Genomic DNA, 14,413 nt, shown 5'->3' with positions numbered 1-14,413 from the left:
GTAGGAGCTGCCGCAGGCTGCGATCTTTTAGCGATATCAAGGGCTCCGCCAAGCAAGATCAAAAGATCGCAGCCTGCGGCAGCTCCTACGGGAATTGGGCTCATGTCACGCCACCTGCGCGACAAGTTGCGCCGCCAGCAGATGCTTGAGCAACGCGCGGTAAGCGAGAACGCCACGGCTCTTGCCGTCGAACTGCGAAGGCGTCAGACCGGCGCGGCTGGCATCGCGCAGGCGCGTGTCCACCGGGATGTAGCCTTGCCAGATTTCCTCGGGGAATTTGTCGCGCAGCACGCGCAAGGTTCCGAGGGACGCCTGGGTGCGTCGGTCAAACAGGGTCGGCACGATGGTGAAGGGCAACGCCTGTTTGCGCGAACGGTTAATCATCGCCAGGGTGTTGACCATGCGCTCCAGGCCCTTGACCGCCAGGTGTTCGGTCTGCACCGGGATCACCAGCTGCTGGCTCGCCGCCAAGGCATTGACCATCAGCACGCCAAGCAAGGGCGGGCTGTCGATCACGGCGTAATCGAAGTCCTGCCACAATTGCGCCAGGCTCTTGGCAATCACCAGGCCCAAACCGCTCTGCCCCGGCGACTGGCGCTCAAGGGTGGCCAGCGCGGTGCTGGAGGGCAACAGGGAGATGCGTTCGTCACTGGTCGACAGCAGCAGTTGACCCGGCAGGCCCTGGGGCACGTTGCCCTTGTGCAGGAACAGGTCGTAGCTGCTGTGCTCCAGGGCGTCGGGATCGTAGCCGAAGTAGCTGGTCATCGAGCCGTGGGGGTCGAGATCGACCACGACCACGCGCTTGCCCGCCTCCGCCAGTAAACCGGCTAAAGCGATGGAGGAAGTGGTTTTACCGACACCACCCTTTTGATTGGCGACTGCCCAGACTCTCATTCGGATTGTTCCTCCCGGCCGAACGGATCGACCGAGAAATAGCTCAACGTGTTAATGCGGGTGACGGAGAATTGACGGCGTTCTCTCGTACCGGCGACTTGACCGGGGTCGGTGCAGTTTGTGTGCCAGCACGCTTCAATGCGGCATCCGGTTGCGCATGGGCGGTTCCGGTGCCGGTCAGGCTGCGGCGAACATCGAGGTTGCGCGATACCACCAGCACCACGCGACGATTGCGGGCGCGGCCTTCAGCGGTGGCGTTGTTGGCCACCGGCTGAAACTCGCCGTAACCCACCGAAGCCAGGCGACCGGGGTTCACTCCCTGCATCGCCAGCATGCGCACGATGCTCGCCGAGCGGGCCGAGGACAGCTCCCAGTTGGTCGGGTACTGCGCGGTGCGGATCGGTTGATCGTCGGTGAAACCTTCGACATGGATCGGGTTGTCGAACGGTTTCAGGATCGCCGCGACCTTGTCGATGATGTTGAACGCGATGTCGCTGGGCATGGCGTCACCGCTGCCGAACAACAGGCTGGAATTGAGTTCGATCTCGACCCACAACTCGTTGCCGCGCACGGTCATCTGGTTGGAGCTGATCAGGTCACCGAACGCCGCACTGATGTCGTCGGCAATGCTCTTGAGCGGATCGCTGGCGCCGGAGACGCCGGCATCGACCTGGTCACTGTCCTTGACCAGCGGCTTGGCCGGGGTCACGGTCTTCGGCCGCTCGTCACCGATCGGGATGGGCTTGAGCGAACGATCGGAATCGGTAAAGACCCCGATCAGCGCCTCGGAAATGACCTTGTACTTGCCTTCGTTGATCGACGAGATCGAGTACATCACCACGAAAAAGGCGAACAGCAAGGTGATGAAGTCCGCATAGGACACCAGCCAGCGCTCGTGGTTAACGTGTTCTTCCTGATGCCGACGACGGGCCATGAGTTTATTCCCTTAATCCATGAAGCCCTGAAGCTTCAACTCAATGGAGCGTGGGTTTTCACCTTCGGCGATCGACAGGAGCCCTTCCAGCAGCATTTCGCGATAACGCGACTGGCGCAACGCAATGGATTTGAGTTTGGCGGCGATCGGCAGCAGCACCAGGTTGGCACTGGCCACGCCGTAGATGGTGGCGACGAACGCCACGGCAATACCGCTGCCCAGTTGCGATGGATCAGCGAGGTTGCCCATGACATGAATCAGGCCCATCACCGCACCGATGATGCCGATGGTCGGCGCGTAACCGCCCATGCTTTCGAAGACCTTGGCCGCTTCGATGTCGCGGCTTTCCTGGGTGTAGAAATCCACTTCCAGAATGCTGCGGATCGCTTCCGGCTCGGCGCCGTCAACCAGCAGTTGCAGACCTTTGCGTGCGTAGTTGTCGGGCTCGGCGTCAGCGATGCCTTCGAGGCCCAGCAGGCCTTCCTTGCGGGCGGTCAGGCTCCAGTTCACCACGCGGTCGATGCCACCGGCCAGGTCGACACGGGGCGGGAACAGGATCCAGGCGAGGATCTGCATGGCGCGCTTGAAGGCGCTCATCGGCGATTGCAGCAGCGCGGCGCCAATGGTGCCGCCGAGCACGATCAGCGCTGCCGGGCCGTTGGCCAGGGCGCCGAGGTGACCGCCTTCAAGGTAGTTGCCGCCGATGATGGCGACAAAGGCCATGATGATGCCAATCAGGCTTAGAACATCCATCAGATACAGGCCTCGACCAGGTGCTTGCCAATGTCGTCGAGGCTGTACACCGCGTCGGCGAGTTCAGCTTTGACGATGGCCATCGGCATGCCGTAGATCACGCAACTGGCTTCGTCCTGCGCCCAGATCGAACTGCCGCCCTGCTTGAGCAGGCGCGCGCCTTCGCGGCCGTCGGCGCCCATGCCGGTCAGGACCACCGCCAGAACTTTGTCACCGTAGGTCCTGGCTGCCGAACCGAAGGTGATGTCCACGCACGGCTTGTAGTTGAGACGTTCGTCACCCGGGAGGATTTTCACCGCGCCACGGCCGTCGATCATCATCTGCTTGCCACCCGGCGCCAGTAGCGCCAGGCCCGGACGCAGGATATCGCCATCCTCGGCTTCCTTGACGCTGATGCGGCAGAGCTTGTCCAGGCGCTCGGCGAAGGCCTTGGTGAAGGCGGCCGGCATGTGTTGGACCAGCACGATCGGGGCCGGGAAGTTGGCCGGCAATTGGGTCAAGACCCGCTGCAGCGCGACCGGGCCGCCAGTGGACGTACCGATGGCCACCAGTTTGTAGGCTTTGCGTTTCGGCGCGGGCGACGCCGCCGTGGCCCCATGGGTCCGCGCAGGGATCGGTGCCGGCGCCGGACGCACGGGCGCGCTGCTGCCGTAACTGCCGATACTGGAAGGCGCGGGTGTTGGAGCGGGTGCGGCCACAGGCGCCGGAGCGCTGTAAGTGCTGACGCGACGATTGCTGCGCGAGATGCTCAGGATCTTTTCGCACAGCAGCTGCTTGACCTTCTCGGGGTTGCGCGAGATGTCTTCGAAATTCTTCGGCAGGAAGTCCACCGCGCCGGCATCCAGCGCATCGAGGGTGACCCGGGCGCCTTCGTGGGTCAGCGATGAGAACATCAGGACCGGGGTCGGGCAGCGTTGCATGATGTGCCGCACGGCAGTGATGCCGTCCATCATCGGCATCTCGTAGTCCATGGTGATCACGTCGGGCTTGAGGGCCAGCGCCTGATCAATCGCCTCTTTGCCGTTGGTCGCCGTTCCGACGACCTGGATATTGGAATCCGCTGAAAGAATTTCCGAGACGCGGCGGCGGAAAAACCCCGAATCGTCCACCACCAGGACTTTGACTGCCATAAACACTCCATTAGATGGAGCGAGGCCAGGCGCCCCGCTCCACCAGAATCAAATACGCCGTGTGGCGTAACGCTTGAGCATGCTCGGAACATCGAGAATCAGCGCGATGCGGCCGTCACCGGTAATGGTGGCGCCGGACATGCCCGGAGTTCCCTGGAGCATTTTGCCCAATGGCTTGATGACCACTTCTTCCTGGCCCACCAGTTGATCGACGACAAAGCCGATCCGCTGCGTGCCCACCGAAAGGATCACCACATGGCCCTCGCGCTGCTCTTCATGAGCGGCGGAGCTGACCAGCCAGCGTTTGAGATAGAACAATGGCAGCGCCTTGTCCCGCACGATCACCACTTCCTGGCCGTCCACGACGTTGGTGGTCGACAGGTCGAGGTGGAAGATCTCGTTGACGTTCACCAGCGGGAACGCGAACGCCTGGTTGCCGAGCATGACCATCAGGGTCGGCATGATCGCCAGGGTCAGCGGCACCTTGATGACGATCTTCGAACCCTGGCCCTTGGCCGAGTAGATGTTGATCGAGCCGTTGAGCTGGGAAATCTTGGTTTTCACCACGTCCATGCCCACGCCGCGACCCGACACGTCGGAGATCTCGGTCTTGGTCGAGAAACCCGGGGCGAAGATCAGGTTGTAGCATTCGGTGTCGCTCAGGCGATCGGCGGCATCCTTGTCCATCACACCGCGTTTAACCGCGATGGAACGCAGGACATTCGGGTCCATGCCTTTGCCGTCATCGGAGATCGACAGCAGGATGTGATCGCCCTCCTGCTCGGCCGCCAGGATCACCTTGCCGCCACGGGCCTTGCCCGAGGCTTCGCGCTCTTCCGGAGATTCGATGCCGTGGTCAACTGCGTTGCGCACCAAGTGGACCAACGGATCGGCCAGGGCCTCGACGAGGTTCTTGTCGAGGTCGGTTTCTTCACCGACCAGTTCCAGGTTGATCTCTTTCTTGAGCTGGCGAGCCAGGTCGCGGACCAGGCGCGGGAAGCGTCCGAAGACTTTCTTGATCGGTTGCATCCGGGTCTTCATGACCGCGGTTTGCAGGTCGGCGGTGACCACGTCGAGGTTCGACACGGCCTTGGACATGGCTTCGTCGCCGCTGTTGAGACCCAGGCGGACCAGGCGGTTACGCACCAGCACCAACTCGCCGACCATGTTCATGATCTCGTCGAGACGCGCGGTATCGACACGCACGGTGGTCTCGGCTTCGCTCGCCGGTTTTTCCGCAGCAGGCGCGGCCGGGGCGCGGGCAGCAGCCGGTGCGGCGGCGGCCACAGGGGCCGGTGTTTCGGCTTTTGGCTCAGGAGCCCTGACCACGGGTTTCGGCGCGGCTGCCTTGGCGGCAGGTGCCACAACCGAGGCGTTGGCGCCGGTTGCGGTTCCAGCCGTTGCGCCCACTTCAGTGAACTTGCCTTTGCCGTGCAATTCGTCGAGCAGCGCTTCGAACTCGTGATCGGAAATCAGATCGCTGCCGGCCGCCACCGCGCTTGGTGCCGCAGGTGCAGGCACCGAAGCAATGGCCGACTCCAAAGCCTCGACAGCAAAGTTACCCTTGCCGTGCAGCTGGTCGAGCAGTGCTTCGAATTCGTCGTCAGTAATATCGGAACTGTCGCCAGCCGCTTTCGGCACTTCTGGCGCAGCGGTCGCCGGGACAACCGCGTCAACGGCGAACTGGCCTTTACCGTGCAGTTGATCGAGCAACGACTCGAACTCGGCATCGGTGATTTCGTCGCTGCCAGCGGCATTGCCGGCGGGCGCTGGAGCAACCGTCGGGGCCTCGGCCTGGGCCTTGACGGCGTTCAGCGAGTCCAGCAGTTGTTCGAATTCGGTGTCGGTGATGTCGTCGGAACCGGATTCGGCCACCGGTTCTTCAATCACCTCGGCGACGGGCGCAGGCGCCACTTCGTCAGCCGATTGCGGCTCGGCCAGCCGGGCCAGCGCCGCGAGCAGTTGCGGTGTCGCGGCCGTGATCGGGCTGCGTTCGCGGACTTCGCTGAACATGCTGTTCACCGCGTCCAGGGCTTCGAGAACCACGTCCATCAGTTCCGAGTCGACGCGACGCTCACCCTTGCGCAGGATGTCGAACACGTTCTCGGCGATGTGGCAGCACTCCACCAGTTCGTTGAGCTGGAGGAAGCCGGCGCCCCCTTTTACAGTGTGAAAACCGCGAAAAATTGCATTGAGCAGATCCGCATCATCCGGACGGCTTTCCAGCTCGACCAGTTGCTCGGACAGTTGCTCTAGAATCTCGCCGGCCTCAACCAGGAAATCCTGAAGGATCTCTTCATCGGCGCCGAAGCTCATTAAGGGGGTGCTCCTACAGGTCTAAAAACCCAAAAAACCTAAAATTCTAAAACTCTAAAATCCCAGGCTGGATAACAAATCGTCCACATCGTCCTGACCGGACACAACGTCTTCTCTTTTATCGGCATGAATCTGCGGACCTTCACCCTGAGAGAGATGTTTTTGTGGATCTTTTTCAGCAAGCATCGCTTCACGGTCATGTTCGATGCCCGCAAAGCGGTCCACCTGGCTGGCCATCAGCACGAGCTTGAGCAGGTTGCTTTCGACTTCGGTGACCAACTGGGTCACACGCTTGATCACCTGGCCTGTGAGGTCCTGGTAATCCTGGGCGAGCAGGATGTCGTTGAGGTTGCCCGACACCGCGCGATTGTCCGTGCCGCTGCGCGTCAGGAAGCCGTCGACCCGCCGGGCCAGTTCACGAAACTCTTCGGCGCCGACTTCGCGGCGCATGAAGCGCCCCCAGTCCGCGCTCAACACCTTGGCTTCATCGGCCAGGCCATTGACCAGCGGCGTGGCACTTTCCACCAGATCCATGGTGCGGTTGGCCGCCGCCTCGGTCAGCTTGACCACATACCCCAGGCGCTCGGTGGCGTCGGTGATCTGCGACACTTCTTCGGCTTGCGGCATGTGCGGGTCAATCTGGAAATTGACGATCGCGCTATGCAGCTCGCGAGTGAGCTTGCCCACTTCCTGATACAGGCCGCGGTCACGGGTCTGGTTGAGCTCATGGATCAATTGCACCGCGTCGCCGAACTTGCCTTTCTCAAGGCTCTCGACCAATTCGACGGCGTGTTTTTTCAGGGTCGATTCAAAATCGCCCAATGAAGTTTCGTTATTGCCCATAGCTCCCCCGTGGCGCACTCATCAACCGATGCGTTCGAAAATCTTCTCGATTTTTTCTTTCAACGCCTGGGCCGTGAAGGGCTTGACCACATAGCCGTTAACGCCGGCCTGGGCCGCTTCGATGATCTGCTCGCGCTTGGCTTCAGCGGTCACCATCAGCACCGGCAGGTGCTTGAGCTTTTCATCGGCACGCACGTGACGCAGCAGATCGATACCGGTCATGCCAGGCATGTTCCAGTCCGTTACCAGAAAGTCGATGCTTCCGCTGTTGAGCACCGGAATGGCGGTAGTGCCATCGTCGGCCTCGACGGTGTTGGTGAACCCAAGGTCACGCAGCAGGTTCTTGATGATCCGCCGCATCGTTGAGAAGTCATCAACGATGAGGATTTTCATGTTCTTGTCCAATTCGACCTCCAAGCAGTCTTAAACGCGCCCAGCACCTGGACGCGCCATTTCAATCAATCCGGCAAAGCACTCAATGACTGTCTGGAGCACAACAGATCGCGACCGGCGCAGTTCAACACCACACCAGCCTCGTTCGCAGTGTCCCCACACTGCCTTCAGCGCGCTCGCCACTCCCCCAAACGCCCCCGCAAACGGGCCGCGCACTGGCTGTGTAACTGACTGACCCGCGATTCGCTGACCCCCAGGACCTCACCGATTTCCTTGAGGTTCAACTCTTCGTCGTAGTACAGCGCCAACACCAGTCGCTCACGCTCCGGCAAATTGGCAATCGCATCCGCCAGCGCCGCCTGGAAGCGTTCATCCTCCAGGTCGCGTGACGGCTCGAGATGAGCACTCGCGCCATCCTCGTGCAGCCCTTCGTGTTCGCCGTCCTGCAACAGATCGTCGAAACTGAACAGCCGGCTGCCCAGGGTGTCGTTCAAAATCCCGTAGTAATCGTCGAGACTCAATTGGAGTTCGGCCGCAACTTCGTGATCTTTAGCGTCACGGCCGGTTTTCGCTTCAATCGAGCGAATGGCATCGCTGACCATGCGCGTATTGCGGTGAACCGAACGTGGCGCCCAGTCCCCCTTGCGCACTTCATCGAGCATGGCGCCGCGGATTCGAATGCCCGCGTACGTCTCGAAACTGGCGCCTTTGCTGGCGTCATATTTGGTCGACACTTCAAGCAGGCCGATCATCCCGGCCTGGATCAGGTCTTCGACCTGGACACTGGCCGGCAAACGCGCCAGCAAGTGGTAGGCAATGCGTTTAACCAGCGGCGCGTAACGCTCGATCAGCTCGTACTGCGCATCGCGTGCCGACTTCTTGTAGAGGTTGTAGCCGCTGGCTGTCATAGAACAGGTCCTGCTGTCTGCTGCACGAGCCGCTCGACGAAAAACTCCAGGTGCCCGCGCGGGTTGGCCGGCAGCGGCCAGGTATCGACCTTCTGCGCGATGGCCTTGAACGCCAGCGAGCACTTGGAACGCGGGAAGGCCTCGTAGACGGCGCGCTGCTTCTGCACGGCCTTGCGCACGCTTTCGTCGTAAGGCACCGCACCGACGTATTGTAGGGCGACGTCGAGGAAGCGATCCGTGACCTTGGTCAACTTGGCGAACAGGTTGCGTCCTTCCTGCGGGCTCTGGGCCATGTTGGCCAGGACGCGGAAGCGGTTCATGCCGTAGTCGCGGTTCAGCAACTTGATCAAGGCGTAGGCATCGGTGATCGAGGTCGGCTCGTCGCACACCACCAGCAGCACTTCCTGGGCTGCTCGGACGAAACTGACTACCGAGTCACCAATGCCCGCAGCGGTGTCGATCACCAGTACGTCGAGGTTGTCGCCGATATCACTGAAGGCCTGGATCAGGCCGGCGTGTTGCGCGGGGCTCAGATGCACCATGCTCTGAGTGCCGGATGCGGCCGGAACGATACGGATGCCGCCGGGTCCCTGCAGCAGTACATCGCGCAGTTCGCAGCGGCCTTCGATCACGTCGGCCAGGGTACGTTTGGGTGTCAGGCCCAGCAGAACGTCGACGTTCGCCAGTCCAAGGTCGGCGTCCAACAGCATGACGCGCCGGCCAAGCTCGGCCAAAGCCAGGGACAAGTTCACTGACACATTAGTTTTCCCGACGCCACCTTTGCCGCCGGTCACCGCGATCACCTGTACGGGATGCATGCTGCCCATGTTATTTCTTTACCTTGTCTTGCATAGACGGAGGCCACATTACTGGCTGCGCGTTCACAAACGGAACAATGCATGGCAGACCATCGATGTAGGTACAAAAACTGTTCATTTTTACCTCAGCCAACCTGCTTGGTCGGACTGTGGTAGATGTCAGCGAACATGTCAGCCATGGCTTCTTCGCTGGGTTCTTCCTGCATTTGTACGCTCACGGCGCGGCTGACCAACTGGTGACGACGCGGCAGATGCAAATCATCCGGGATCCGCGGGCCATCGGTCAGGTAAGCCACCGGCAGTTCATGACTGATGGCAAGGCTCAACACCTCGCCCAGACTTGCCGTTTCATCCAGTTTAGTCAGGATGCAGCCTGCGAGCCCACAACGCTTGTAACTGTGATAAGCGGCCGTTAGAACCTGTTTCTGGCTGGTGGTTGCCAGGACCAGATAATTTTTCGAGCGGATGCCGCGACCGGCCAGGCTTTCGAGCTGCATGCGCAGGGCCGGATCGCTGGCCTGAAGGCCCGCGGTATCGATCAGCACCACGCGCTTGCGCAGCAATGGCTCCAGCGCCTGCACCAGGGACTGGCCCGGATCGACGTGGGTCACCGACACATTGAGAATGCGCCCCAGGGTCTTGAGCTGCTCCTGGGCACCGATGCGGAAGCTGTCCATGCTCACCAGCGCAATGTTCTGCGCGCCGTACTTGAGCACGTAGCGGGCAGCCAGCTTGGCCAGGGTGGTGGTCTTGCCCATGCCGGCAGGGCCGACCATGGCAATCACACCGCCCTCTTCCAGCGGCTCGACTTCCGGGGTAACGATCATGCGCGCCAGGTGCGCGAGCAACATGCGCCAGGCCTGACGGGGTTCTTCGATTTCGGTGATCATCGCCAAAAGGTCACGCGACAGCGGGCCGGACAGGCCGATGCGTTGCAGGCGACGCCAGAGGTTGGCCTGGTCCGGACGGCTGCCTTGCAGCTGATTCCAGGCCAGGGAGCCGAGTTGTACTTCCATGAGTTCGCGCAGGCTGTTGAGTTCGAAACGCATCGAGTCGAACGCCCGCGGGTCCACGCCAGCGGACGCTGGCGCAACGGCCGGTACAGGACGACGGGGTTCGGCGTAGGTCGGTTCGATCAGCGGCTCGGCGGCGGTCAACGGCAAGCCGGCGAACAACTGGCGATTGGTTGCATTGTCGCTCTCGCCATCGCCACGCAGACTCAATTCGGCCTGGGCGGTGACGATCCGCGACTGAGTCTTGCGCAGCTCGTCTTCGAGTTCCATGTTCGGAACCCGCGGCGCCAGCGCCGACAGCTTGTAATCCAGCGCAGCCGTCAGCTCGACACCCCCGGCGATCCGGCGGTTGCCAATAATGGCCGCATCAGCGCCCAGCTCATCGCGAACCAGCTTCATGGCCTGACGCATATCGGCGGCGAAAAAACGCTTAACTTGCATAAACCACTACCTCAGCCGTTGGGCCCTACTGTCGCAACGATGGTCACTTGCTTGTTGTCAGGGATTTCCTGGTAAGCCAACACATGCAAACCCGGGACTGCGAGCCGGCCAAATCGCGAGAGCATCGCGCGAACCGGACCGGCCACCAGCAGAATCACCGGCTGACCTTGCATCTCCTGACGCTGCGCCGCGTCAATCAACGAACGTTGCAGCTTCTCAGCCATGCTTGGCTCCAGCAGAACGCCCTCTTCCGAGCCTTGTCCTGCCTTCTGCAGACTATTGAGCAATATTTGTTCCAACCTGGGCTCCAGCGTGATGACTGGCAGCTCCGACTCAGTGCCTACAATGCTTTGGACGATTGCGCGGGATACGCCAACCCGCACGGCAGCCACCAGCGCGGCGGTATCTTGACTCTTGGCGGCATTGTTGGCGATCGCCTCGGCAATGCTGCGGATGTCGCGCACCGGCACTTGTTCGGCCAGCAGCGCTTGCAGCACCTTGAGCAGCTGCGACAGCGAAACCACGCCCGGCACCAGCTCCTCGGCCAGCTTCGGCGAGCTTTTGGCCAGCAATTGCATGAGTTGCTGCACTTCTTCGTGACCGATCAGTTCACTGGAATGCTTGTAGAGTATCTGGTTCAAGTGGGTAGCCACTACTGTACTGGCATCGACCACCGTATAACCGAGGGATTGCGCCTGGGCGCGCTGGCTGATTTCGATCCAGACCGCCTCCAGGCCGAAAGCCGGATCTTTGGCGGTAATGCCGTTGAGCGTGCCGTAGACCTGCCCCGGGTTGATCGCCAGTTCGCGATCCGGGTAAATCTCCGCTTCGGCCAGGATCACCCCCATGAGGGTCAGGCGATAGGCACTTGGGGCCAGGTCGAGGTTGTCGCGGATATGCACCGTGGGCATCAGGAAGCCCAGGTCCTGGGACAGTTTCTTGCGTACGCCCTTGATTCGCGCCAGCAACTGGCCGCCCTGGTTGCGGTCCACCAACGGAATCAGGCGATAACCCACCTCCAGGCCGATCATATCGATCGGCGTCACGTCATCCCAGCCAAGCTCCTTGGTTTCCTGGGCGCGGGCCGGCGACGGCAGCAACTCCTGCTGGCGCTTGACCTCTTGCAGGGCCTGCACCTTGGCGACGTTCTGCTTTTTCCAGAACAGGTAAGCGCCACCGGCCGCCAGCGCCGCCATGCTCAGGAACGAGAAATGCGGCATGCCGGGCACCAGACCCATGACCGCCATCAAGCCCGCTGCCACCGCCAGCGCCTTGGGCGAGGCGAACATCTGGCGATTGATTTGCTTGCCCATGTCTTCCGAACCGGAAGCACGGGTCACCATGATCGCCGCTGCTGTCGATAACAACAGTGATGGCAATTGCGCCACCAAACCGTCACCGATGGTCAGCAGCGCATACACCTTGCCGGCGTCGCCGAAGGTCATGCCGTGCTGGAAGATACCGACCGCCATGCCGCCGATCAGGTTGATGAACAGGATCAACAGGCCGGCGATAGCGTCACCGCGAACGAATTTGCTGGCACCGTCCATGGAACCGTAGAACTCGGCTTCCTGGGCCACTTCCATCCGACGCAGCTTGGCCTGGTTCTGGTCGATCAAACCGGCATTGAGGTCGGCGTCGATCGCCATTTGTTTGCCGGGCATCGCATCGAGGGTGAAACGCGCGCTCACCTCGGAAATCCGCCCGGCACCCTTGGTCACCACGACGAAGTTGATGATCATCAGGATCGCGAAGACCACGATACCGACCACGTAGTTACCGCCGATCACCACCTCACCAAAGGCCTGGATCACCTTACCGGCGGCGGCATGGCCGTCCTGACCGTGGAGCATCACCACCCGCGTGGAGGCCACGTTCAACGCCAGGCGCAACAGTGTCGCCACCAGCAGAATGGTCGGAAACACCGCGAAATCCAGCGGCCGCAAGGCGTAGACGCACACCAGCAGCACGACGATGGACAGGGCTATGTTGAAGGTGAAGAACACGTCCAGCAGGAACGGCGGCACCGGCAACATCATCATCGCCAGCATGACCAGCAGCAACAGCGGCACGCCCAGATTGCCCCGACTGAGGTCGGCAACGTTTGTGCGGGCACTGTTGATTAACTGAGAGCGATCCACCGGTTTTCCCCGTTCCTTTAAAGCAAACTTTTGACGCCTGAAGCAGGCTCGGGGCGGCTACTGCAAGAAGCCTTCCAACTTTTGCGAAGGGGGAAATAGAGCGTTTTTTCAGGGGAATATGGATAGCCTGGACGGACGTCATCAGGTGCGACGCTCGCGGACTATCAGTTCTGCTAGTACCCGACCTCGGCACCTGCGCAGATACTCAAGCTCTCCATTTTTGCCCCTGCGGAGTAAGCCAATGACCGCCCTACCCACGACCTTGCTTTGCCAATATCGCTACGACCCACTGGATCGACTGGTCCACCAGACACAACCCGATACCCCCGTGCATCAGCGCTTCTACTGCAAAAACCGCCTGGCGACCGAAATTCAAGGCACAACGAAGCATTCGATCATTCAGCACGACGACCTTCTGCTGGCTCAGCAGAAACACGAAGGTAATGCACTCGATACCACGCTGCTGGCCACCGACCTGCAACGCTCGGTACTGCATACCCTCAAGAAAGGCACTCAGCCACAACCCATCGCCTATTCCCCCTATGGCCATCGTTCCCCACTCGGTGGTTTGCTCAGCTTGTTGGGTTTCAATGGCGAACGGCCGGACCCGGTGACCGAGTGTTACTTGTTGGGGAACGGGTATCGGGCGTTTAATCCGGTGTTAATGCGGTTTAATAGCCCGGATAGTTTGAGTCCGTTTGGGAAAGGGGGATTCAACGCGTATGCGTATTGTGGCGGAGATCCTCGAAACCGTACTGATCCAACAGGACACAATTTCCTTGCTCCGCTCTTAAAAAAGATCCTTATCAAAGTTCCGAACATGATTGACGACTTTGACATCCAACTTATGCAAAGAGAATTAACCAAAACTGCAAAAGAAGGATTCAAACTCCCCGGAGCATCGGAGGGCATTGTCCCATCATCTGAAAGAGAGCTAATCAATCAAACAGTTATCATTCAGAACAATAAAATCTCGAAATTACATAAGAACACTAAGACTTTATCCGACAAGCCAGATCATCCCGGAAAAATAGAAAACTTAGAAAAAATGATGGCCAAGGGAGACAGAAGAATCAGAACACTTCAACTTTTCAAAGAATACGCCACCTCGAAAAATGACTTACTTAAACCAATGATTAACAACCGCATCACTAAACAAACCGAATTAAAGCAATTGTTACTCCGCGACCAACCTCCCTCGTATGAAAGCCTCTTTCCAAACACAAATAAAATCTCCGATTCAATAAAAACGATTAGAAATTAACTACATAAACTTACGCAAATTATTGACGCCACGCCAGATGAAAATCAGGCGTAAATTCCAGACTTCAAGAATCCCGTCTCAAATCCGGCGGAATCGGCAAATCATCCTTAAGCGGCTCCGGCCGCTTTCCTTTGCCCGCGCGGTGCTGGCGAATCTGATAGACATAAGCCAACACCTGCGCCACCGCCAGATACAGCCCGCCAGGAATTTCCTGCTCAAGATCGGTGAGTAATAGATCGACCGCGCCAGCGCCGGGGACTCCAGCAGCAAAATCTCGTTGGCCGCGATCTTCAGGGCCAGGAAGTCGCTACCCTTGGCCAGCAGTACCGGCGCATTACCCTTTTCCGGGTCGTACTTGAGGGCCACCGCGTAGTGGGTCGGGTTGGTGATGACCATGTCGGCCTCGGGAGTTTCAAAAAAAGGCTAGATTTCAAAACAATGGAGAACCCCGTGGGAGCGAGCTTGCTCGCGATGACGTCGGCACAACAAACATACCTGGTGGCTGCCCCACCGCTATCGCGAGCAAGCTCGCTCCCACAGGGATTGCGGCGCTCCGGACTGCTCC

12 protein-coding genes and 1 pseudogene are annotated in these 14,413 nt (G+C 60.0%); 1 reads left to right on the top strand and 12 read right to left on the bottom strand.

Features of this window, described 5'->3' with window-relative positions; genetic code table 11:
• Positions 1-105: 105 nt before the first annotated feature.
• The 11 genes from ACM6G4_RS04015 to flhA all read right to left on the bottom strand — a co-directional run bounded on the left by ACM6G4_RS04015 (position 106) and on the right by flhA (position 12,584).
• The gene (locus ACM6G4_RS04015) at positions 106-894 is read right to left on the bottom strand and encodes a ParA family protein (protein ID WP_056721613.1); all 789 of its coding nucleotides are present in this window, start codon (positions 892-894) and stop codon (positions 106-108) included.
• Positions 895-937: 43 nt separating this feature from the next.
• Positions 938-1,828: a flagellar motor protein MotD gene (gene motD, locus ACM6G4_RS04010; protein WP_056721611.1), complete on the bottom strand. Its 891-nt coding sequence runs from the start codon at positions 1,826-1,828 to the stop codon at positions 938-940.
• 12 nt (positions 1,829-1,840) lie between these two features.
• Complete coding sequence (locus ACM6G4_RS04005) at positions 1,841-2,581, bottom strand: flagellar motor protein (RefSeq protein WP_057715870.1); 741 nt, start codon at positions 2,579-2,581, stop codon at positions 1,841-1,843.
• Positions 2,581-3,711 (bottom strand): protein-glutamate methylesterase/protein-glutamine glutaminase, encoded by a 1,131-nt coding sequence (locus ACM6G4_RS04000; protein ID WP_414913103.1) that lies wholly within the window; start codon positions 3,709-3,711, stop codon positions 2,581-2,583. Before ACM6G4_RS04000 ends, ACM6G4_RS04005 begins: the two co-directional genes overlap by 1 nt.
• Positions 3,712-3,759: 48 nt before the next feature.
• A complete protein-coding gene (locus ACM6G4_RS03995; RefSeq protein ID WP_414913102.1) occupies positions 3,760-6,027 on the bottom strand; it encodes a chemotaxis protein CheA in 2,268 nt (755 codons plus the stop codon).
• Positions 6,028-6,081: 54 nt separating this feature from the next.
• Positions 6,082-6,870 (bottom strand): protein phosphatase CheZ, encoded by a 789-nt coding sequence (locus ACM6G4_RS03990; protein ID WP_008052267.1) that lies wholly within the window; start codon positions 6,868-6,870, stop codon positions 6,082-6,084.
• Between the two features lie 21 nt (positions 6,871-6,891).
• Positions 6,892-7,263, bottom strand: coding sequence for a chemotaxis response regulator CheY (locus ACM6G4_RS03985; RefSeq protein ID WP_003183998.1), 372 nt, complete (start codon positions 7,261-7,263; stop codon positions 6,892-6,894).
• Positions 7,264-7,430: 167 nt separating this feature from the next.
• Positions 7,431-8,171, bottom strand: coding sequence for an RNA polymerase sigma factor FliA (fliA, locus tag ACM6G4_RS03980; protein ID WP_007894214.1), 741 nt, complete (start codon positions 8,169-8,171; stop codon positions 7,431-7,433).
• Complete coding sequence (fleN, locus tag ACM6G4_RS03975) at positions 8,168-8,998, bottom strand: flagellar synthesis regulator FleN (protein WP_008001746.1); 831 nt, start codon at positions 8,996-8,998, stop codon at positions 8,168-8,170. Before fleN ends, fliA begins: the two co-directional genes overlap by 4 nt.
• A 116-nt stretch (positions 8,999-9,114) precedes the next feature.
• The gene (gene flhF / locus ACM6G4_RS03970; RefSeq protein ID WP_056721601.1) at positions 9,115-10,443 is read right to left on the bottom strand and encodes a flagellar biosynthesis protein FlhF; all 1,329 of its coding nucleotides are present in this window, start codon (positions 10,441-10,443) and stop codon (positions 9,115-9,117) included.
• 11 nt (positions 10,444-10,454) lie between these two features.
• Positions 10,455-12,584, bottom strand: a complete 2,130-nt coding sequence (gene flhA, locus ACM6G4_RS03965; protein WP_414913101.1) for a flagellar biosynthesis protein FlhA — start codon at positions 12,582-12,584, stop codon at positions 10,455-10,457.
• A gap of 241 nt (positions 12,585-12,825) precedes the next feature.
• Between flhA and ACM6G4_RS03960 the strand changes: the two genes are divergently transcribed.
• Entirely contained in the window at positions 12,826-13,848 is a 1,023-nt protein-coding gene (locus ACM6G4_RS03960; protein WP_414913100.1) for an RHS repeat-associated core domain-containing protein, read from the top strand.
• A 64-nt stretch (positions 13,849-13,912) separates the two neighbouring features.
• Here ACM6G4_RS03960 and ACM6G4_RS03955 read toward each other — a convergent pair.
• Positions 13,913-14,256 (bottom strand): annotated as a pseudogene (locus ACM6G4_RS03955) (EscU/YscU/HrcU family type III secretion system export apparatus switch protein); the annotation flags it as partial.
• Positions 14,257-14,413 lie beyond the last annotated feature (157 nt).

Source organism: Pseudomonas sp. IT-P258 (assembly GCF_949767825.1).
Taxonomy (GTDB): domain Bacteria; phylum Pseudomonadota; class Gammaproteobacteria; order Pseudomonadales; family Pseudomonadaceae; genus Aquipseudomonas; species Aquipseudomonas monachiensis.
Note: the sequence above shows the minus strand (reverse complement) of the source record. Positions and strands in the feature narration are given on the sequence as shown.